Annotated in this window: 15 protein-coding genes; 6 read left to right on the top strand and 9 right to left on the bottom strand. The window is 31.7% G+C overall.

Annotation, left to right across the window (positions count from 1 at the left end; all coding sequences use genetic code 11):
* Positions 1–62: 62 nt before the first annotated feature.
* On the bottom strand, positions 63–827 hold the full coding sequence (locus tag HRU50_RS03110) for a TIGR02757 family protein (protein ID WP_296349077.1): 765 nt from the start codon (positions 825–827) through the stop codon (positions 63–65).
* 68 nt (positions 828–895) lie between these two features.
* The gene (locus HRU50_RS03105) at positions 896–1930 is read right to left on the bottom strand and encodes a hypothetical protein (protein ID WP_296348070.1); all 1035 of its coding nucleotides are present in this window, start codon (positions 1928–1930) and stop codon (positions 896–898) included.
* A gap of 356 nt (positions 1931–2286) precedes the next feature.
* On the opposite strand from HRU50_RS03105, the gene ychF reads away from it, so the two are divergent.
* From ychF to HRU50_RS03090, 3 genes are all read left to right on the top strand, one after another.
* Positions 2287–3381, top strand: coding sequence for a redox-regulated ATPase YchF (ychF, locus tag HRU50_RS03100; RefSeq protein ID WP_296348068.1), 1095 nt, complete (start codon positions 2287–2289; stop codon positions 3379–3381).
* Positions 3382–3521: 140 nt separating this feature from the next.
* On the top strand, positions 3522–5381 hold the full coding sequence (locus tag HRU50_RS03095) for a DNA topoisomerase IV subunit B (protein ID WP_296348066.1): 1860 nt from the start codon (positions 3522–3524) through the stop codon (positions 5379–5381).
* 5 nt (positions 5382–5386) lie between these two features.
* Entirely contained in the window at positions 5387–8044 is a 2658-nt protein-coding gene (locus tag HRU50_RS03090; RefSeq protein ID WP_296348064.1) for a DNA gyrase/topoisomerase IV subunit A, read from the top strand.
* 240 nt (positions 8045–8284) lie between these two features.
* Here the strand turns inward: HRU50_RS03090 and HRU50_RS03085 are convergent, their stop codons facing one another.
* From HRU50_RS03085 to HRU50_RS03075, 3 genes are read right to left on the bottom strand one after another with little or no spacing between them, the layout of a single operon-like run.
* Positions 8285–9088 carry a TerC family protein gene (locus HRU50_RS03085; RefSeq protein WP_296348062.1) on the bottom strand — a complete coding sequence of 268 codons (804 nt, stop codon included), beginning with the start codon at positions 9086–9088 and terminating at the stop codon, positions 8285–8287.
* A gap of 1 nt (position 9089) precedes the next feature.
* Positions 9090–9476, bottom strand: coding sequence for a hypothetical protein (locus HRU50_RS03080; protein WP_296348060.1), 387 nt, complete (start codon positions 9474–9476; stop codon positions 9090–9092).
* A 40-nt stretch (positions 9477–9516) separates the two neighbouring features.
* Positions 9517–9912: a helix-turn-helix transcriptional regulator gene (locus HRU50_RS03075; RefSeq protein WP_296348058.1), complete on the bottom strand. Its 396-nt coding sequence runs from the start codon at positions 9910–9912 to the stop codon at positions 9517–9519.
* A gap of 303 nt (positions 9913–10215) precedes the next feature.
* Here HRU50_RS03075 and HRU50_RS03070 point away from each other — a divergent pair, with 303 nt between their 5' ends.
* Positions 10216–11358: a M14 metallopeptidase family protein gene (locus HRU50_RS03070; RefSeq protein WP_296348055.1), complete on the top strand. Its 1143-nt coding sequence runs from the start codon at positions 10216–10218 to the stop codon at positions 11356–11358.
* 74 nt (positions 11359–11432) lie between these two features.
* Complete coding sequence (locus tag HRU50_RS03065) at positions 11433–11912, top strand: winged helix-turn-helix transcriptional regulator (protein WP_296348053.1); 480 nt, start codon at positions 11433–11435, stop codon at positions 11910–11912.
* A 72-nt stretch (positions 11913–11984) separates the two neighbouring features.
* On the opposite strand, the gene aroB is transcribed toward HRU50_RS03065, so the two are convergent.
* Complete coding sequence (gene aroB / locus HRU50_RS03060) at positions 11985–13076, bottom strand: 3-dehydroquinate synthase (RefSeq protein ID WP_296348051.1); 1092 nt, start codon at positions 13074–13076, stop codon at positions 11985–11987.
* Positions 13077–13173: 97 nt separating this feature from the next.
* Here aroB and HRU50_RS03055 point away from each other — a divergent pair, with 97 nt between their 5' ends.
* Positions 13174–14346: a proline dehydrogenase family protein gene (locus tag HRU50_RS03055; RefSeq protein ID WP_296348050.1), complete on the top strand. Its 1173-nt coding sequence runs from the start codon at positions 13174–13176 to the stop codon at positions 14344–14346.
* 28 nt (positions 14347–14374) lie between these two features.
* Here HRU50_RS03055 and HRU50_RS03050 read toward each other — a convergent pair whose 3' ends face one another.
* Genes HRU50_RS03050 through HRU50_RS03040 form a run of 3 tightly spaced genes read right to left on the bottom strand, consistent with a single transcriptional unit; the run spans position 14375 to position 19276 of the window.
* On the bottom strand, positions 14375–16741 hold the full coding sequence (locus HRU50_RS03050) for a tyrosine-protein kinase family protein (RefSeq protein WP_296348047.1): 2367 nt from the start codon (positions 16739–16741) through the stop codon (positions 14375–14377).
* Between the two features lie 17 nt (positions 16742–16758).
* Entirely contained in the window at positions 16759–17538 is a 780-nt protein-coding gene (locus HRU50_RS03045) for a polysaccharide biosynthesis/export family protein (RefSeq protein WP_296348045.1), read from the bottom strand.
* Positions 17539–17569: 31 nt separating this feature from the next.
* Positions 17570–19276, bottom strand: a complete 1707-nt coding sequence (locus HRU50_RS03040) for a nucleoside-diphosphate sugar epimerase/dehydratase (RefSeq protein ID WP_366927333.1) — start codon at positions 19274–19276, stop codon at positions 17570–17572.
* Positions 19277–19392 lie beyond the last annotated feature (116 nt).

Below are 19392 nucleotides of genomic sequence, written 5' to 3'. Positions count from 1 at the left end.
GAAGTGAAAGCAAGAATCTTTCAATAAAATAGAAGACTTCCATTTTTGGAAGTCTTTTTTATTTAAAACCCTTCAAAAACACCCAGCCCAAATAAGGCGAAATCATATTTTACTGGATCTTTAGAGTCTAGCTTGCGTAAACTTGAATCCAATTCGGCTAAAGCTTTTGCGTCATTTTGTTTACGCTTAAGCAATTCTAATTTTCTGGCAACATTACCAGAATGTACATCTAAAGGACAACTGAGTTGAGATGGCGATAAGGATTTCCAAATCCCCAAATCTACACCTGCATTATCTTGTCTTACCATCCAACGTAAAAACATATTTATTCTTTTCGCTGCTGAATTTTTTAATGGGTCACTTACATGTTTTTTTGTACGTTCTAGATGAGATATTTCAAAGAAAATAGATTTAAAGTGATGAATGCTTTTTTGTAGTGAATCTTTTTCTGAATATTTAGAAAATACAGCTTCCAATCCTTCATGCTTAGTGTAAATATGTTGTAAGTTTTTTACAAATTGCACAAAATCATCACCATTAAACGTGCGATGCACAAAAGACTTTAAAGGCTCTAAATCTTCTTTGGTATGGTTTAACACAAAGTCGTGTGGCGAGTTATCTAAAAGTTCCATCATTCGATGCGCATTTTTGATAATGCTTTTTCGGTTTCCCCACGAAATTGTGGCAGTTAAGAAGCCTGAAATCTCTATGTCTTCTTTTTTCGAGAATTTATGCGGTACTTGTATAGGGTCACTTTCAATAAACTTAGAATTATTGTAGCGTTCTGCTTTTTCGTTTAAAAAGTCTTTCAGTTCAGAAATTTTAATTTTCACTATTGATAGTATTACAGGTAAAAATAAGCGAACTTAAAACTTTTAAAAAATAACTTTAGTAATTAAAATGAAAATTGTACTGGGCATAACTGACCGCCAGTAATAGTTTCACCATAAGTCACTTCTAATCCGCTTATTACAAAACCAGGTCCAATAATCTGAGAACAATCAGTTGCTAGAATGTCTGTTTGTTGATCATTAATAAAAACTAAGAGGTCACTGGAGAATGCACCATTATTTTCATCTCCGTAAATTGTAAATTCCTCATTTAGTAAAACTGTATTTTCAAAAATGATATCTCCTGATATTGTTTCAAATCTAATTGAGACTTGCTCTAAACCACCAATATATGTAAACGAAAGTTCGGCTATACTGCTTTCGCATGTAACACAAGGAACCTCATTTTCTATTTCTAATGCAATGTTATCTACTGCGCCAGAACTATTCATTATTATTTCCATATATGACGCGTCTGAAGTGTTTAATAGATCGACATAATACTTCGAATTGTCACCATTTGCCATGACTTCTTGACTGTAAAAAATATTTCCTAAACTATCAATGAGATTAATCACTTTAGGATTATTAGATACTTCTATGTCTAATATATCAAAACCAACTAAAGTCAGATTATCTAAGTTGCTAAAGTTAAAAGTAAATTTAGCGCCAATTTCATAAATATCATCAGGGTCACTGGTGTCTAAATCTTCCGATAAGATTAGAACATTTCCTAACGCAGTGTCATTTGATGAACCACCACTGCCTATGCCTGGGCCACCATATATTTCATTAGGTGTTCCTAAATCAAAATCATTACCAGTAGGGTTAGAGGAATCAAATATCATTGCTGCATTAGCATTAGGGAAAGCCATTGTTGATCCATAAACTTCTATATTGCTATTAGAAATTGGTATTGTAACATTTGAAACAAAATCACCAGGATTAAATGCTTCAAAGTCTATGATGTATGATTCTGTAGTTGTAATTTGTTGATTTGTATTATAACTATATGACATTTGGGTATTAGGCTCAATATTGTCTTCACAAGCCAAAATTAAGACCATAAATAATGGCAAAATGTAATTGTAATTTTTCATTTTAGGTAGTTTGTAGATTTGTTATTACTCTAAATTTAATAAATAACTAAGTTTATTGATTAATTTATTCGTTTTAAGGTTCGTTTAAGTAAGAATATACTTAATTTTATATGTAAAGAAAATAAGTCTTTATTTTTTTTATATGTTCTATGCTTTAGATAATTTTTTAAATAGTTCTTTTTAACAAAGGCTATTTGTTCTTTTAAAGTATTAGATGAATTAATTACATTTGCACTCGCAAAAAAGCCAATCCTTAATTCTTCCCAACTGGAATGAAGAGAAATAAGGATCAATTGTTTAATTAATGTATTACCCGCAAGATTCCCTTTCCACAGGAAAGGGCTAGGGAAAGGCCCATGAAAGCTGGAATAGTAGGATTACCAAACGTAGGAAAATCAACTTTATTTAACTGTTTATCTAACGCAAAAGCGCAAAGTGCAAACTTTCCGTTTTGCACTATAGAACCAAATATTGGTGTGGTAAATGTACCAGACCCAAGATTAACAAAGTTAGAAGAGCTAGTTAACCCGGAAAAAGTGATTCCTGCAACTGTAGAAATTGTTGATATTGCAGGTTTGGTAAAAGGTGCAAGTAAGGGAGAAGGATTAGGAAATCAGTTCCTAGCAAACATTAGAGAAACCGATGCAATTCTTCATGTTTTAAGATGTTTTGATAACGATAATATTGTACATGTTGATGGTTCTGTAGACCCAATAAGAGATAAGGAAACCATTGATATGGAGCTTCAGCTTAAAGATTTAGAAACTACAGAAAAGAAGCTAGATAAAGTAAAGCGTGCTGCAAAAACAGGAAATAAAGAAGCGCAAGCGGAAGAAGCGGTCTTGCTTAAAATAAAAGACGGTTTAGAATCTGGTATTTCAGTAAGAGCATTAGAGTTTTCTGAAGAAGATTATGATGACTATGTAAAGCCTTTACAATTTATTACAGATAAGCCTGTGATGTACGTTTGTAATGTAGATGAAGGTGCTGCAAATACTGGTAATGCTTATGTAGAAAAGGTTAGAGAAGCAGTTAAGGGCGAAAATGCAGAAGTATTAGTTTTAGCAGTTGGTACAGAAGCTGATATTAATGAGTTAGAAGACTACGAAGAACGCCAAATGTTCTTAGAAGACATAGGTTTAGATGAACCAGGTTCGGCTAAATTAATTAGAGCAGCATATAAATTATTGAATCAGCAAACCTATTTTACAGCTGGTGTAAAAGAAGTAAGAGCTTGGACAGTAACCATTGGAGCGACTGCACCACAAGCTGCTGGGGTTATTCATACAGACTTTGAAAAAGGCTTTATTAGAGCAGAAGTGATTGCTTATGATGATTATGTGTCTTTTGGTAGTGAAGCTAAAGTAAAAGAAGCTGGTAAAATGCGTGTAGAAGGAAAAAATTACATTGTGAAAGATGGAGATGTAATGCACTTCTTGTTTAACGTGTAAAAAGACAATATAAAAATATCGTAAAGCCCAATGTTTTCAACAACATTGGGCTTTTTATTGTTAATTACTTTGTGTAGTTGTGGTTTTATTTTTTGAAGTGTTATATTATATTGTTCATCTATCTAACGTTTCATCTATTTATGTCTCAACAAGCTAATTATACTGAAGATAATATACGTTCACTCGACTGGAAAGAGCATATTAGAATGCGTCCAGGAATGTATATCGGAAAACTTGGTGATGGTTCGTCACCAGATGATGGTATTTATATTCTTTTAAAAGAAGTTTTAGATAACTCTATTGACGAATACGTCATGGGAGCCGGAAAAACCATTGAAATTTCTATTCAAGGTAACAAGGTGATTGTGCGCGATTATGGTCGTGGTATTCCACTAGGAAAAGTAGTTGATGTGGTTTCTAAGATGAATACAGGTGGAAAGTACGATTCTAGAGCATTCAAAAAATCAGTTGGGCTTAATGGTGTTGGTACAAAAGCCGTAAATGCGTTATCAACCTATTTTAGAGTAGAATCTACAAGAGATGGAAAATCTGCTTCTGCTGAGTTTGAAATCGGTGAATTAAAGAATAAAGAGCTTTTAGAAGATACGTCGCGCAGAAAAGGAACTAAAGTATCTTTTATTCCGGACGAAACCATTTTTAAGAATTATAAATTTAGAAATGAGTATGTGGCTAAGATGCTCAAGAACTATGTGTACTTAAATCCAGGTTTAACTATTGTTTTTAATGGTGAAAAGTATTTTAGTGAAAATGGTCTTAAGGATTTATTAGATGAAAATATTAATGATGAGGCAAAGCTGTATCCAATCATTCATCTTAAAGGTGATGATATTGAAGTAGCGATAACACATCATAAAACACAATATTCTGAAGAGTATCATTCTTTTGTAAATGGACAAAACACCACGCAAGGTGGAACGCATTTAGCGGCCTTTAGGGAAGCAGTAGTAAAAACTATTAGAGAATTCTATGGTAAAAACTATGATTCATCTGATGTTAGGAAATCTGTAGTTGCTGCGGTTTCTATTAAGGTAATGGAACCTGTTTTTGAAAGTCAAACTAAAACCAAATTAGGTTCTACGGATATGGGTGGCGGATTACCAACCGTTAGAACTTACATCAATGATTTTGTAAAAACATATCTTGATAACTATCTGCATAAGAATCCTGATACTGCTGAAAAGATTCAAAAGAAAATTCTTCAAGCTGAACGCGAACGCAAAGAGCTTTCAGGAATCCGAAAATTAGCTAGAGATAGAGCCAAAAAAGCAAGTCTTCACAATAAAAAACTAAGAGATTGTCGTGTCCATTTTGGTGACACTAAGAATGAACGTAATCTTGAAACAACCTTATTCATAACTGAGGGTGATTCTGCATCTGGTAGTATTACGAAATCCAGAGATGTAAATACACAAGCGGTTTTTAGTTTGAAAGGTAAGCCACTAAACTGTTACGGATTAACAAAAAAAGTGGTGTATGAGAATGAAGAATTTAATTTACTTCAGGCTGCTTTAAATATTGAAGAGTCTTTAGAAGATTTAAGATACAACAATGTCGTAATTGCTACCGATGCCGATGTAGATGGTATGCATATTAGATTGCTACTCATTACATTCTTTTTACAATTCTTTCCAGAAGTGATAAAAGAAGGTCATTTATACATTCTTCAAACACCATTATTTAGGGTAAGAAACAAGAAGGAAACTATTTATTGCTATACCGAAGAAGAACGTGTAAATGCGATTGAAAAATTAAAACCAAAACCTGAAATCACACGATTTAAAGGACTTGGTGAAATTTCACCAGATGAGTTTAAGCATTTCATAGGTGAAGACATTCGTTTAGACCCAGTAATGTTAGATAAGGATACGACTATTGAGGATTTACTAAAATTTTATATGGGTAAAAACACACCAGACAGACAAGAATTCATTATAAACAACCTAAAAGTAGAACTAGATTTAGTTGAAGAAAACGCATAGATTCTATGATTGAAGAAAACGACGATTTATTACACAACGATAATCAGGATAACCAAGAAACCATAACCAAAGTTACAGGCATGTACAAAGATTGGTTTTTGGACTATGCCTCATATGTAATTCTTGAACGTGCTGTACCTGCAATAGAAGATGGTTTTAAACCTGTGCAACGACGTATCATGCATTCTATGAAAGATTTAGATGATGGTCGTTACAATAAAGTAGCCAATATTGTTGGTCACACCATGCAATATCATCCACATGGTGATGCTAGTATTGCTGATGCTATGGTGCAAATTGGTCAGAAAGATTTATTGATAGACACGCAAGGAAACTGGGGAAATATCTTAACTGGTGATAGAGCGGCGGCATCGAGATATATTGAAGCAAGACTTTCTAAATTCGCTTTAGATGTTGTGTATAATCCTAAGATTACAGAATGGCAAGCGTCTTATGATGGTCGTCGTAAAGAACCTGTGAATCTTCCAGTAATGTTTCCGTTGTTATTAGCGCAAGGTGCAGAAGGTATTGCAGTAGGTTTGTCAACAAAGATATTACCACACAACTTCTTAGAATTAATTGATGCATCTGTAAAGCATTTACAAGGTAAGCGTTTTAAGTTAGTGCCTGATTTTCCAACTGCTGGTATTGCAGACTTTACCAACTACAATGATGGTAATCGAGGTGGAAAGGTTAGAGTTAGAGCAAGAATTTCTCAACACAATAAGAATACTTTAGTTATTACCGAAATTCCGTTTACAACAACAACATCTTCATTGATAGATTCCATCTTAAAAGCCAATGATAAAGGTAAAATCAAGATTAAAAAAATTGAAGATAATACTGCGGCAGAAGTAGAGATTTTAGTGCATTTGCCTTCAGGTATTTCACCAGACAAAACTATTGATGCTTTATATGCATTCACAAATTGCGAAACGTCTATTTCGCCTTTAGCCTGTATCATTGAAGACAACAAACCAATTTTTATTGGTGTTTCTGAAATGCTAAGACGTTCTACGGATAATACAGTTCAGCTTTTAAAGAGTGAACTCGAAATTAAGTTAAGCGAACTCGAAGAACAATGGCATTTTGCTTCACTCGAACGTATTTTTATTGAAAACAGAATTTATCGTGATATTGAAGAGCAAGAAACTTGGGAAGGCGTTATCAATGCGATTGATTTAGGTTTGAAACCACATATCAAACACCTTAAAAGAGCTGTTACTGAAGACGATATTGTACGTTTAACTGAAATTAGAATTAAGCGTATTTCTAAATTCGATATTGATAAAGCACAACAAAAAATAGATGCTTTAGAAGACCAAATTGCTGAAATAAAACATCATCTTGAAAATCTTATAGATTATGCGATTACGTATTTCCAAAGATTAAAGAAAGATTACGGTGAAGGCAAAGAACGTAAAACTGAAATCAGAACATTTGATGATGTTGATGCCTCTAAAGTGGTTATAAGAAATACGAAACTCTACGTCAATAGAGAGGAAGGTTTTATAGGAACATCGTTAAGACGCGATGAATATGTTGCCGACTGTAGCGATATTGATGACATTATCGTATTTACTAAAGAAGGTAAAATGATGGTGACTAAAGTCGATAGTAAAACCTTTGTAGGTAAGAATATTATTCATGTTGCAGTCTTTAAAAAGAAAGACAAACGTACCATTTACAACTTAATTTATCGCGATGGAAAAGGTGGACCTTCTTACATTAAGCGTTTTGCCGTAACTTCTATTACGCGAGATAGAGAATACGACCTTACCAATGGAAATAAAGGTTCTGTGGTATGGCATTTTTCAGCAAACCCTAATGGTGAAGCAGAAGTGGTAACCATCATGTTACGCCAAGTAGGCAGCATTAAAAAGCTAAAATGGGATGTAGATTTCGCAGATATTTTAATAAAAGGCAGAACATCTAAAGGTAACTTGGTTACGAAATATTCAATTAAACGCGTTGAATTAAAAGAAAAAGGTGTTTCTACTTTAAAACCACGTAAAATCTGGTTCGATGAAACCGTACAACGTCTCAATGTAGATGGAAGAGGCGATTTGCTTGGTGAATTTAGAGGTGAAGACAGACTGTTAATCATAAAACAGACTGGAATTTTAAAAACGATTATTCCGGAAATGACTGCACATTTTGATGATGACATGATTGTCTTAGAAAAATGGATTCCTAAAAAGCCAATTTCAGCCGTGTATTATGATGGTGAAAAAGAACGCTACTATGTAAAACGTTTTCTTGTTGAAAACGAAAGCAAGGAAGAAGTTTTTATTTCAGAACATGCAGATAGCCAATTAGAGATTGTATCAACAGATTGGAAACCAGTTGCAGAAATAGTTTACGCTAAAGAACGCGGAAAAGACAGAAGAGAAAATGCCACAGTAAACCTTGAAGAGTTTATTGCAATAAAAGGGATACATGCTTTAGGAAATCAGTTGTCTAAGTTTAAAGTTAATCAAATCAATCTTCTAGACCCATTGCCATATGAAGCACCAGAAGAAGTACATGCTGATGAGCTCGAAGTTGTTGATGAACAAGAAGTTGAGGTTAAAGAAACCGCTAATTCTGAAGAAAAAACAGCTAGTGATGATTCAGATTCAACCTCAGAGACTGATGATAATGGACAGGTGACTTTGTTTTAGTCTAAGCTAGAATGAATATCAAATAAATTATAATAGCAAAAAGTATATAGGATGCTAAATACCCAATCAAGGAAATTAGCATCCATTTTTGTTTTTCTTCCTTAGATGAATTTTTGTTAAGTATAACATTACCGATTATTAATGTTACAACATTTATAAGGCCTACGCCCAAGAAATTAGAGGCTATACTTCCGATAATTATCGCCTTTCCAATAGTTCTATTATTTAAAGACATAAGACTTAACTTATTTCTTTAACTTCTTTATTCTTTTTAGTTCTGTAGTTTAAGAACTCTACAAATAATGAAAATGCTATGGCAAAGTAGAGATAACCCTTTGGTATAGCGCCAACTGTAGTACCAAAAAATGCGGTATGCGATAGGTGAGCAGCTTCAGTAATTAACATAAAACCAATAAGAATTAAAAAGGCCAAACCTAAGATTTGCATACTTGGGTTTTTATCTATGAATATTCTAATCGGATTTGCAAAAGCAATCATTACAATAATAGAAATGATAACAGCAATAATCATTAATACTAGCGTATAGTTATGATTTGGGTGTAAGCCATTTGTCATACCAACAGCTGTAAGAATCGAATCTATTGAAAAAATAAAATCAATAATTAGAATTTGAACAATGGCTTGCTGCAATGATTTAATATTCTTGGACTTCACAGCATCTTCATCATGCTTTGGGGTTTCAACCTTTTCTCTAATCTCTTTCGTACTCTTATAAATAAGGAATAAACCACCAACAAATAAAATAATAGCTTGCCAACTTACAGCAACACTTAACCAATCTTCGTGATATTCAAAAAAAGGTTTGCTCAAGCCAATTAAAAACGACACAAAAAACAATAATACAATACGCTGTACCATTGCTAGTATTAAACCAATATTCGTTACTTTATTGCGCTTCTCTTCAGGTAGTTTGTTAGCTGCAATAGAAATAAACACAATATTATCTATACCAAGTATAATTTCTAGAAACGTTAGTGTTAATAATGCCATGATGGCATCTGTAGTCAATAAAAAATCTAACATATTAATCAATCTTAGTTGCAGTTCCTATTTCGGTGCGTTGTGGTCTATTTGGTTTTTTTACAGCAAGCTTATATTCAAAAGTATATGAATTATTAGATGTAGTAAGGATTTTCATGTGTATTGCATCCTTGTCTGCATTGGTCTTAGGATTTATCTTTTTAAGGATAAACTCGCAGTCATTAATCCAGCGTACAGAAGAAGTGTCCACTTTTCCTTCATACATGTCTATATTTAAATCATCAGTACGAATAAACTTTCCTGTTTTTTCTACACCATCAATGGTATATTTAAATTTAAAGATGCCAGTTTTAAAGTCCTTACAATTTCTTTCAACATTATAACAACTCGAAAGAAGCAATAAAACAAAAAGTGAATAATATAATCTCATTTAAATCCTTTTCACAAAAATAGGAAATAGCAAATTCAAACTAAGGCTTATAACTTTTAAAAGTTCCGTTTTTGTAGAATATTACAATTTTTTCTATTTCTGAATTCGATTCATTTATAGGTTGTTTGACTTCAGGGTTTGTTTCAACATTATTTTCTTTTCTCTCATCGACTAGAGTAGACGTTGTACTTTGTAAAACTTCTGAATGTGTTTTTGGAAAATCACCTTTGCCATTTAGTAACCAGTATAGTTCTACATCAGGATAGGCGTGAAGCACTTTCATAATAAAGTCTAAACTTGGCTTATTTCTTCCAGACAGAATATGCGAAATACTTGAGCGCTGTACACCAATTTTTTCAGCAAAACTAGATGAAGATTCACCGTAATATTGAATGACTTTTTGAAGTCTATTAGAAAAATCACTAACGTTTAGCATTGTAAACAAACAGATTTAATATTGTATGTTACAAATGTAAATAATTATAAAAACTATACATAATTAATCTGCAAACAATAAAATAATTTCTAACTAATCACTTTAATTAAACAAATTTAAATTACTGATATAAAGCATTATACTATTGTTTTAACTAAACTAATTTAAATTATAGCTACTATTTTAGCAATCAATAAACACTGAAAGTATTTACTGTATACAGATGTAACATTGTTGTTGATTGTTTATGTTTACAATTGTAAATATTATAATAGTTACATTTGTAAACAGTAAAAAAGAGTCATGAATTTAAACAACATAAACAGCTTATATTCTTTATTAAAAACTTCAGAATTATTCGGGCGATATATTACCAATTCAGACATTGAAAGATGCTTGAGTAAGATTCCAAAATCTATGTATTCCGTTATTGGTTATTCTGTAGAAAATAGACCAATCTATGCCTTGAAATTTGGAACAGGCTCTAAAAAAGTGTTGTTATGGTCTCAAATGCATGGTAACGAATCTACAACTACAAAAGCTTTATTTGATTGTTTTAATCTTTTTGAGACTACAAATAAACTTCCAAATAAGATACTTTCCGAGTGTACATTATTTATTATACCAATCTTAAATCCTGATGGCGCACAACGCTACACACGTTTAAATGCCAATCTTATTGACTTAAATAGAGATGCCCAAGATTTATCGCAACCAGAGAGTTTGGTTTTGCGACAGGTATATGACGATTTTAAGCCAGATTATTGCTTCAACCTGCACGGACAGCGTACCATATACAATGTTGGTAATACTAATGTCTCGTCTAGTGTTTCTTTTTTAGCGCCTTCTCAAGACGCAGAAAGGTCTTTAACAGCAAACAGGAAGGTTGCTATGGAAATCATTACAGATATTAATAAAGTTTTGCAAAATGAAATTCCAAATGGTGTAGCACGTTATGACGATGGGTTTAATTTGAATTGTGTTGGTGACACTTTTCAGAATTACGGTGTGCCAACCGTATTATTTGAAGCTGGTCATTGCACAAATGATTACGATAGGGAAGACGTAAGACGCTTGATGTTTATTTCAATATTAAAAGGTTTAAAATCTATTTCTGATGGTGTTTCGGGTGATAATTATCAATCTTATTATGATATTCCAGAAAATAGTAAGCAGTTTTATGATGTAATTATTAGAAAAGCTAGAGAGAATGAAAACTCTTCACTTGCAGATATTGCTATTCAGTTTAAAGAACGATTAGTGAATGGTAATATAGATTTTATCCCAAAGATTGAATCAATTTCAAAATTAGATAACTTTTTTGGACATAAAGAAATTGATGCAAAAGGTAATATTGTTTCAAATTCAAAAAATGAAGCACTAAAAGTTACTAACGAAATCGATTTCGTACTGATAAATAATGAGAAATTATTGCTAAAACCTTAAAAAAACACATTTTAAGTGCATTATTGTTAATATAATTCTCTTATTTTTGCATAAAGTTTAAAGAAAATACATTTATGGCAAAGTTTAAATTAGATGAAGTAGACCACCAAATTCTCGATATGCTTATCGATAATACACGTATTCCTTTTACTGATATTGCAAAAAAATTATTGATTTCAGCAGGGACAGTTCATGTACGCGTTAAGAAAATGGAAGAAGCAGGAATCATTAAAGGTTCTTCTTTAACTCTAGATTATAAGAAATTAGGATACTCATTTATTGCTTATGTAGGTGTTTTTCTTCAAAATACATCTCAGACGAAATTTGTCTTAGAGCGTATTGAAAGTATTCCTTATGTAACAGTGGCACATATTACTACTGGAAAGTTTAATATTTTCTGTAAAATTAGAGCAAGAGATACAATGCACGCTAAGGAAGTTATCTTTCAATTAGATGATATAGATGGTGTTTATAGAACAGAAACAATGATTTCTTTAGAAGAAAGTATAAATGATAAGAAAAGATTGATGCATACAATCTTTAATGAATTATAATATTGGTTAATAGCAAATCTTTATTAGAAAAGGCTCTTGAAAAATTCAAGAGCCTTTGTTTTTACTATCTGTTTATGAAGAGCTTATGTTAAGGTATGTGTTGTAATACTTAAAGGCTTCAAATATTAATTCGTTATCAGCTAAACAATCTATTTTAGGTTGACCAATAGTTTCTAGTAAAACAAATTTCACTGTCCCATGACTGTTTTTCTTATCGTATTTTAATAAATCTATAATGACTTCTTGGTCTCTATTGGTTATTTCAACTTTAGAGAATGTTTTAAGAATTCCAGTTTTAATAGATTCAAATTCTTCTAGAGATAAACCACATACTTTAGTTGAAATGTAGGCCTCTAATATCATTCCAATAGCTATAGCTTCACCATGAAGTAGTGGTTCTTTATCAGCGATTCCTAAGAAGTAGCTTTCAATGGCATGGCCAAGAGTATGCCCAAAATTTAAAATCTTACGTAAACCTTTCTCAGTTGGGTCTTCCGTAACCACTTTATTCTTAATCACTACAGAATCATAAATCAACTGATTAAGATGAGAAATGTCTAAATCTTCGAGATGCGTTAGTGTATTCCAATAATCTTTATCTCTGATTAGGCCATGCTTTAACATCTCGGCATATCCAGAAACCATATGGTTTCGTGGAAGTGTAGCTAAAAATGAAGGGTCAATCAATACCATTTCACCTTCGCTTATAACACCAACAATATTCTTTAAAGTACCCAAATCCACACCGGTTTTTCCACCAACAGAAGCATCTACCATGGCAAGTAGACTTGTTGGTACATTAATGTAACTAATACCTCGCATATAAGTACTAGCTACAAATCCGCCTAAATCGGTAACAACACCGCCACCAAGATTTATTATTAGACTTTTTCTGTCTGCATAATACTGTGATAACGCTTCCCAAACTCCTGTACAAATATCAATCGTTTTGTGATCTTCGCCATCTGGTATTTCCATCACTTCAACTTTTATATCTCCATTATTTAATTCAGCCATAAAACTCGGCAAACAATAATCGTGGGTGTTTGAATCAACCAGAATGAAAATTTTGGAAGGATTTGTTGTTTTAATATAATTATTTAATTTTTCATAAACCTCTGAATTAAAGTGCACTACAGCGTCTTTTGTAACTATTGATTCCATGTGATATTCTCTAAAGAATTAATATGTGAAAATACTTAGATTTTTCACAAAAATATAAGATAGATAATAAATATATTTGTAGCATACGTATTAGATTATGATAGATAGAACCCTATTTGAAAATACTGGAACAGCTTTCAGTCTAAAATCAGATTCTGAATTAGAACGTGCTTATTTCTTATTTAAAATGATTTCTTCACAACCATTAGTTAGAATAGGTACTGCAGCGACCAATTTTGCGCTAAAAGCTAATTTACCCATTGAAGGACTTATACGTTCAACAGTATTTGATCATTTTTGTGGTGGTGTTAATGAAGAAGATTGCTTACCTGTAATAGATAATCTTTTTTCTAAAGGTGTAAGTTCGGTATTAGATTATTCTGTTGAAGGTAAAGAAACTGAGCAGCAGTTTGAAGATGCTGTAGAAAAGATTTTAAAAATCATTCGTTTTTGTGATGAAAAAGAAGCGATGCCTATTGTAGTATTTAAACCTACTGCATTTGGTCGCTTCTATTTATATGAAAAGAAAACTGAAGGATTAGATTTTACAAATGAAGAACAAGACGAATGGAATAGAGTAGTAGAACGCTACCATGCTGTTTGTAGCTTGGCTAAAGAGAAGGATGTTGAAGTTTTAATTGATGGTGAAGAAAGCTGGATGCAAGAGGCGGCTGATGATTTGGTAGAAGATATGATGCGTATCTACAATAAGGAAAAGGCAATTGTTTATAATACGTTACAATGTTATAGATGGGATAGAGTAGACTATCTTAAAGCATTACATGATAGAGCACAAAAGGATAATTTTAAAATCGGAATGAAAATTGTCCGTGGTGCTTACATGGAAAAAGAACGTGAACGAGCAGAAGAAAAAGGTTATCAATCACCAATCTGTGAGACTAAGGAATTGTCTGACGAAAGTTTTAATAATGCGCTTTCTTATATTTTGAAGAATAGTAAGGATATTTCTGTATTTATTGGTACTCATAATGAAGACAGTTGTTATTTAGCTATGGATTTAATGAATCAATTATCAATAGATAAAAAGGATAATAATGTATGGTTTGGACAATTGTATGGTATGAGCGACCACATAAGTTTTAATCTTGCCGAGCAAGGGTATAATGTTGCTAAGTATATTCCTTTCGGGCCTGTTAAAGATGTAATGCCATATCTTATTAGAAGAGCTGAGGAAAACACTTCTGTTGCCGGACAAACTAGCAGAGAGTTAACACTTTTAAAGACTGAGAAGAAAAGACGAAAGCTATAAAAAAAGCCTCATTATTGAGGCTCTTTTTTTATGAGAAGATTTTATACCATTTCTTCTTGTTTTTGGCTGGAGAGTTTCCGTAACCATAGCCGTATCCATATCCATAACCTTTAGCACCTTGTTTAACACCATTTAAAAGCATGTTTATATTTGGTAGTCTTCCTTCATCATGCAGTGGTTGAGCAACATGTACAAGTTGACGCTTATCAACATTATCAGCACTTACAACATAAATAAATATATCAGCAAAATGAGAAATTAAGAAAGTATCACTAACTAGTCCAACTGCTGAGGTATCTGCAATTATATAGTCGTATTTATCATCAAAATATTCAAATAATTCAGTCACTCTATCACTCATTAATAATTCGGATGGGTTAGGTGGTATGGTTCCTGAAGGAATAATATCTAAGAAAGAATTATCCTTATGCTTATAAACTACACTTTGCGGTTTTATTGTTTTGTCAACTATATAGTCTGTTAGTCCTTTTTTAGGTTTGTCTATAATCTCTAAATAGTCAAGTATCTTAGGTACTCTAATATCCATTTCGATTAAGAGGACAGATTTGTTAGAAAAAGAAATAGATGAAGCTAGATTAGTACTCGTATGAGATTTCCCTTCTTGTGCTTTAGTGGAAGTTATAAATAATTTTTTTGAACTATCTTTTTTGTCTTTCAAAAGGAAATCGATATTAGCTCTTAAAAGTCTAAAAGCTTCTGCTTTAGCTGAATAATCTACTTTCTTTATCAATTTTTGTTTTTTTGAAGATTTTGGTATATCACCTAAATACGGAATATCAACTGTGTTTAATAAATCATTTTTATTATAAATTTTAGTATCTAAAAGACTTATCATATAGATTAGACCTATTGGAATAAATAAACCTAAAATGAATGAGGCTATATAAGTCATTTTAGTATTGGGTGAAATAGGTAAAAAAGATGAATAGGCTTTATCAATGGTTTTTGCTATTGGTGAGTCCATCCCTAATCTGATGGCTGACTCTTCTCTTTTTTCTAATAAAAACAAGTAAAGAGTTTCTTTAATACTTTGTTGTCTCTGTATTCCTCGAAATTTTCTTGCTTTAGTGGGGGCTGAATATAATTGACCACTAATTCTATTGCTTTCAGCAGTTAAATTATTTAATGTTAATTCAGAGGTCTCTTTTATTGTTTGTAATGAGTTTTGCAGATTAATTTTTAGTGCTTTAATCTGATTGTTTAACTCAATAATCACAGGATTCTTAGAGCTTGAATTTCTTAATATTTTATCTCTCTGCACAACAAGCTCATTATGACTTTTAACAATCTGAGCCGTATTTGCATCTCCAATACCAATATCAGCAGGAAGCAAATCACTCATCTTACTTTTATCATTAATCTCATCTTGCAAATAGGATATCATTTGAATATTAGTAGAAGTTTGTGTAATTTGTTGATCAACCTGCTTTCTTGCTTGTAAATTTAATTCAGTTTGAGTACCTAAAGCAGTGAGGTTATTTTGTTTTTGCACTTGTTCTGCATCAGATTCTACTTTTCCAAGTTCTTCGCTAACTTGTTCCAACCTATTATTGATAAACTCTGATGTTACTTTTACTACCTTTTCTTTATCTGCAAGAACGTCATTATTGTATTCAGTAATTAACTGGTTTAAATAATCTATAGCCTTTTGAGCAACTGTTTCCTTTATATTGAGTTTTAAAATAGTTGAACCTGGTTCAGATGCTATTTCTACTTTTTCAGTATAAATATTAACAAGTATATCTGTTGGTATAATGTCTATTTTAATAAAAAGATCCCTTGTTAATGGTAATTCAGAATCAACATTTGGTATTATAACATATCCACCATATTTAGTTTCAACTTTATCACCAAAAGTGTATTCTCTACCTTCTAGATTACTTTTGTCTAAAAACGATTTTTTATCATCTTCAATAAGCAGATACTTGGTGTTAGATAGAATTTTTATATGAATTGTTTCAAAGACATTGTCAATTACTGAGTCGCTTGCAAAAAAGTTTATAGTTACTGGTGAATTTTTGTAAAGTTCTATATCCTTAATATCACCTTCTGCGTAATATAGGATATTTAATTCGAGCTTTTTTATAATATTTTTTGCAATTGTTCTTGATTTAATAGTAATAAGCTCGTCCTTAATTTTATCGGCGCCATCTGAAAATAACCCTTTATTAGAGAGATCTTCTAAACTAGGTAATTTCTTGGATTGTTCTTCGTCTTGTATTTTTATTGTTGCAGTAGCATTATATTCAAAAGTAGTATAACGTAAATATAGAAATGCAAAAATTAATGAAAACAAGACTGATATTAATATCCATTTCCAATAATATAAAAAGTTTTCTAATGTTTGTTTTATATCTGAAGAATTAGAATTCATATTTTAATAATATAAATTTATCGATTTACTAAAAAAACCGTTGCTATAGTTGTTAGTGTTCCAATGGCAGAAATTAAAACTGCATTATTTTGATTATAAGTAGATGACCTTATTCTTGCATTGTTAGGTTCAATATAGATAACGTCATTTTGCTGTAAATAATAAGCCGGAGAATTAATAGAATTAATAGAGGTTAAATCTATTTCGGCAAACTTTTTTACCCCGTCTACTTCTCTTATTAATTTTATTGTTTTTCTATCACCAAATATTGTCAAATCACCTGCCATACCTAATGCTTCCAGCAATGTGATTCTCTCATCAATTATTGTAAAAGTCCCAGGATTATTCACTTCTCCAATAATTGTAATTGTAAAATTAACAAGCCTAATATTTACAATGGGATCTTTAGCATATTCGGCTATTCTTTTGACTAACATATCAGTAGCTTCAGGTCTGGTTAATCCAGAAATTCTGACCTTACCTAGCACTGGGAATTCAATATCTCCATTATAATCTATTAAGTATGTTTGTTGTTGGAAATTACCCTGAGCCTGAAGACCACCACTTAGGTCGTTTGCTACAACTGGTAAATTAAAAGCTGAAACTGTTTGAGGGTCAAAAGCAGATACATTTATTGTTAAAATGTCGTCTGGTTTATAAATAATTTGCTGAGGTTTATTATCAAATGAATCTTCTTGCAAAGGCTCATCTTGAAAATAAACAACATCTTTTCTTGAGGCGCAAGAAGATAAAAGTATTAAACAAAATATTAGTGTTGAAATAAATTTGTTTTTCATTTTTAAATGTGATTTAGCTAGTAAGTTATATTTACATATTTATTTTTTTATCTAAAACTTCATATGTAGAGTTGTTAGATATATATTCTGGTATCAATGCTTTTATGTGTGACACAATTTCTAGTGGTTGTGTAAGTGTGTTAGTACTTGTTAAAGCATTTATTTTTTTTTCTGCACTTTCTGTGTCTAAACGTCTAGATTTTGCGATCATTATCTTTTCATGATAGGTTTTTTTAGTGTTTTCGCCATCAGCTAGAAGTTCTTCATATATTTTCTCACCCGGTCTAAGTCCAGTAATTTTTATGTCAATATCTTGAGGGTAACGTAATCCTGATAAAAGAATCATGTTTTTAGCAAGATTAAATATTTTGATTGGCTCTCCCATGTCGAATACAAATATTTCTCCACCATTACCCATTGCAGCAGCTTCTAATACCAATTGACAGGCTTCTGGAATAGTCATGAAATAGCGTGTTATCTCTCTATGTGTTACAGTTAAAGGTCCACCTTTTTCAATTTGCTTTTTAAATAAAGGTATAACCGAACCATTTGAACCAAGAACATTCCCAAATCTTGTGGTAATAAATTTTGTATGTCCTTTGCCTTTTAAACAGGTAACATAAAGTTCAGCAATACGTTTTGTAGCACCCATAACATTGGTTGGATTTACAGCTTTATCTGTAGAAATGAGAACAAATTTATCAACGCTATGTTTAACTGCAATATCAGCAACATTTTTAGTACCGCCAATATTTACACTAACTGCTTCAAAAGGATTGTTTTCCATTAGTGGTACATGCTTGTATGCTGCAGCATGAAAGACAACCTTAGGTTTATGGGTGTTAAAAATTTGATCTATCCTTGTTTTGTTTCGAACGTCTGCAACAATAGCTTCAATATTTTTTAATCCTAATTGTCTAAACTCTTGTTGTATGTCATATAAAGCAGATTCAGCATTGTCAACCAAAATTAATTTTTTGAAATTATACAAACTTACTTTTCTGCATATTTCACTTCCAATAGATCCGGCTGCACCTGTAATTATAATTACTTTGTTATCGTATTGCTCTTCTAAATCGGGGTTTTTTATATTTATAGGTTCTCTGCCAAGTAAATCTTCAATTTTAACTTCCTTAATTTGACCAACACTTAAGTCGCCATCTATCCAACTCTGAACTGGTGGTACAATTTTCACTTTAAGACCTAATGTAAATAAACCGCTAGTGATTTGTAAAAGACGTGTAGAATCAATATTCTGAATTGAAATTATTACTTCTTCTATATGGTTTTTAGCTATATATTTTTGGTCAATATTATTTAGATTTAAAACTGGAAGTAGATTAATTTTTTTACCAACCTTTCTTTCATCATCATCAATAAATCCTACGACTTCAAGCCCGTTCTTTGTGTCATTTTTAATGGCATCATATGTAAGCATACCAGAACTTCCAGCACCAAAAATTAGAACGTTTGTTATTATGTTAAAGTCTTGGGTAATATGGTTATATAAAGACTTTATGAATAATTTACTTCCTATTAGAAATAATATATTCAATAACAAATGTATATATATAATGGAGCCTGAAATATTAAGAATTTCATATCCATTAATGAATTTTCTGCTAATAAAGGTTAAACAAATAAGTAAAGTGGCAATAATATTTGCACCTATAACAACATTTAAAATATCCTTAAAACCAGTGTAACGAACAACACCTCTATGTGAACCTACTGCCAAAAAACTAATAAATGATACGATTCCAACAAAGGGAAATTGCTTTATTACTATAAAAAAGTCAAATTCCAACTTGAAATTATATCTTATTAGATATGCAACGATAAATGTGAACAGAG

This window comes from Winogradskyella sp. (assembly GCF_013213835.1).
In the GTDB taxonomy this organism is placed as follows: domain Bacteria; phylum Bacteroidota; class Bacteroidia; order Flavobacteriales; family Flavobacteriaceae; genus Winogradskyella.
This window is presented reverse-complemented; position numbering and strand designations above follow the sequence as displayed.

What these genes read in the sequence shown, in the direction of transcription:
- HRU50_RS03105 (WP_296348070.1), bottom strand. Translation starts at nt 1,930, where the DNA reads ATGAAAAATTACAATTACATTTTGCCATTATTTATGGTCTTAATTTTG.
- ychF (WP_296348068.1), top strand. Translation starts at nt 2,287, where the DNA reads ATGAAAGCTGGAATAGTAGGATTACCAAACGTAGGAAAATCAACTTTA.
- HRU50_RS03095 (WP_296348066.1), top strand. Translation starts at nt 3,522, where the DNA reads ATGTCTCAACAAGCTAATTATACTGAAGATAATATACGTTCACTCGAC.
- HRU50_RS03090 (WP_296348064.1), top strand. Translation starts at nt 5,387, where the DNA reads ATGATTGAAGAAAACGACGATTTATTACACAACGATAATCAGGATAAC.
- HRU50_RS03085 (WP_296348062.1), bottom strand. Translation starts at nt 9,088, where the DNA reads ATGTTAGATTTTTTATTGACTACAGATGCCATCATGGCATTATTAACA.
- HRU50_RS03080 (WP_296348060.1), bottom strand. Translation starts at nt 9,476, where the DNA reads ATGAGATTATATTATTCACTTTTTGTTTTATTGCTTCTTTCGAGTTGT.
- HRU50_RS03075 (WP_296348058.1), bottom strand. Translation starts at nt 9,912, where the DNA reads ATGCTAAACGTTAGTGATTTTTCTAATAGACTTCAAAAAGTCATTCAA.
- HRU50_RS03070 (WP_296348055.1), top strand. Translation starts at nt 10,216, where the DNA reads ATGAATTTAAACAACATAAACAGCTTATATTCTTTATTAAAAACTTCA.
- HRU50_RS03065 (WP_296348053.1), top strand. Translation starts at nt 11,433, where the DNA reads ATGGCAAAGTTTAAATTAGATGAAGTAGACCACCAAATTCTCGATATG.
- aroB (WP_296348051.1), bottom strand. Translation starts at nt 13,076, where the DNA reads ATGGAATCAATAGTTACAAAAGACGCTGTAGTGCACTTTAATTCAGAG.
- HRU50_RS03055 (WP_296348050.1), top strand. Translation starts at nt 13,174, where the DNA reads ATGATAGATAGAACCCTATTTGAAAATACTGGAACAGCTTTCAGTCTA.
- HRU50_RS03050 (WP_296348047.1), bottom strand. Translation starts at nt 16,741, where the DNA reads ATGAATTCTAATTCTTCAGATATAAAACAAACATTAGAAAACTTTTTA.
- HRU50_RS03045 (WP_296348045.1), bottom strand. Translation starts at nt 17,538, where the DNA reads ATGAAAAACAAATTTATTTCAACACTAATATTTTGTTTAATACTTTTA.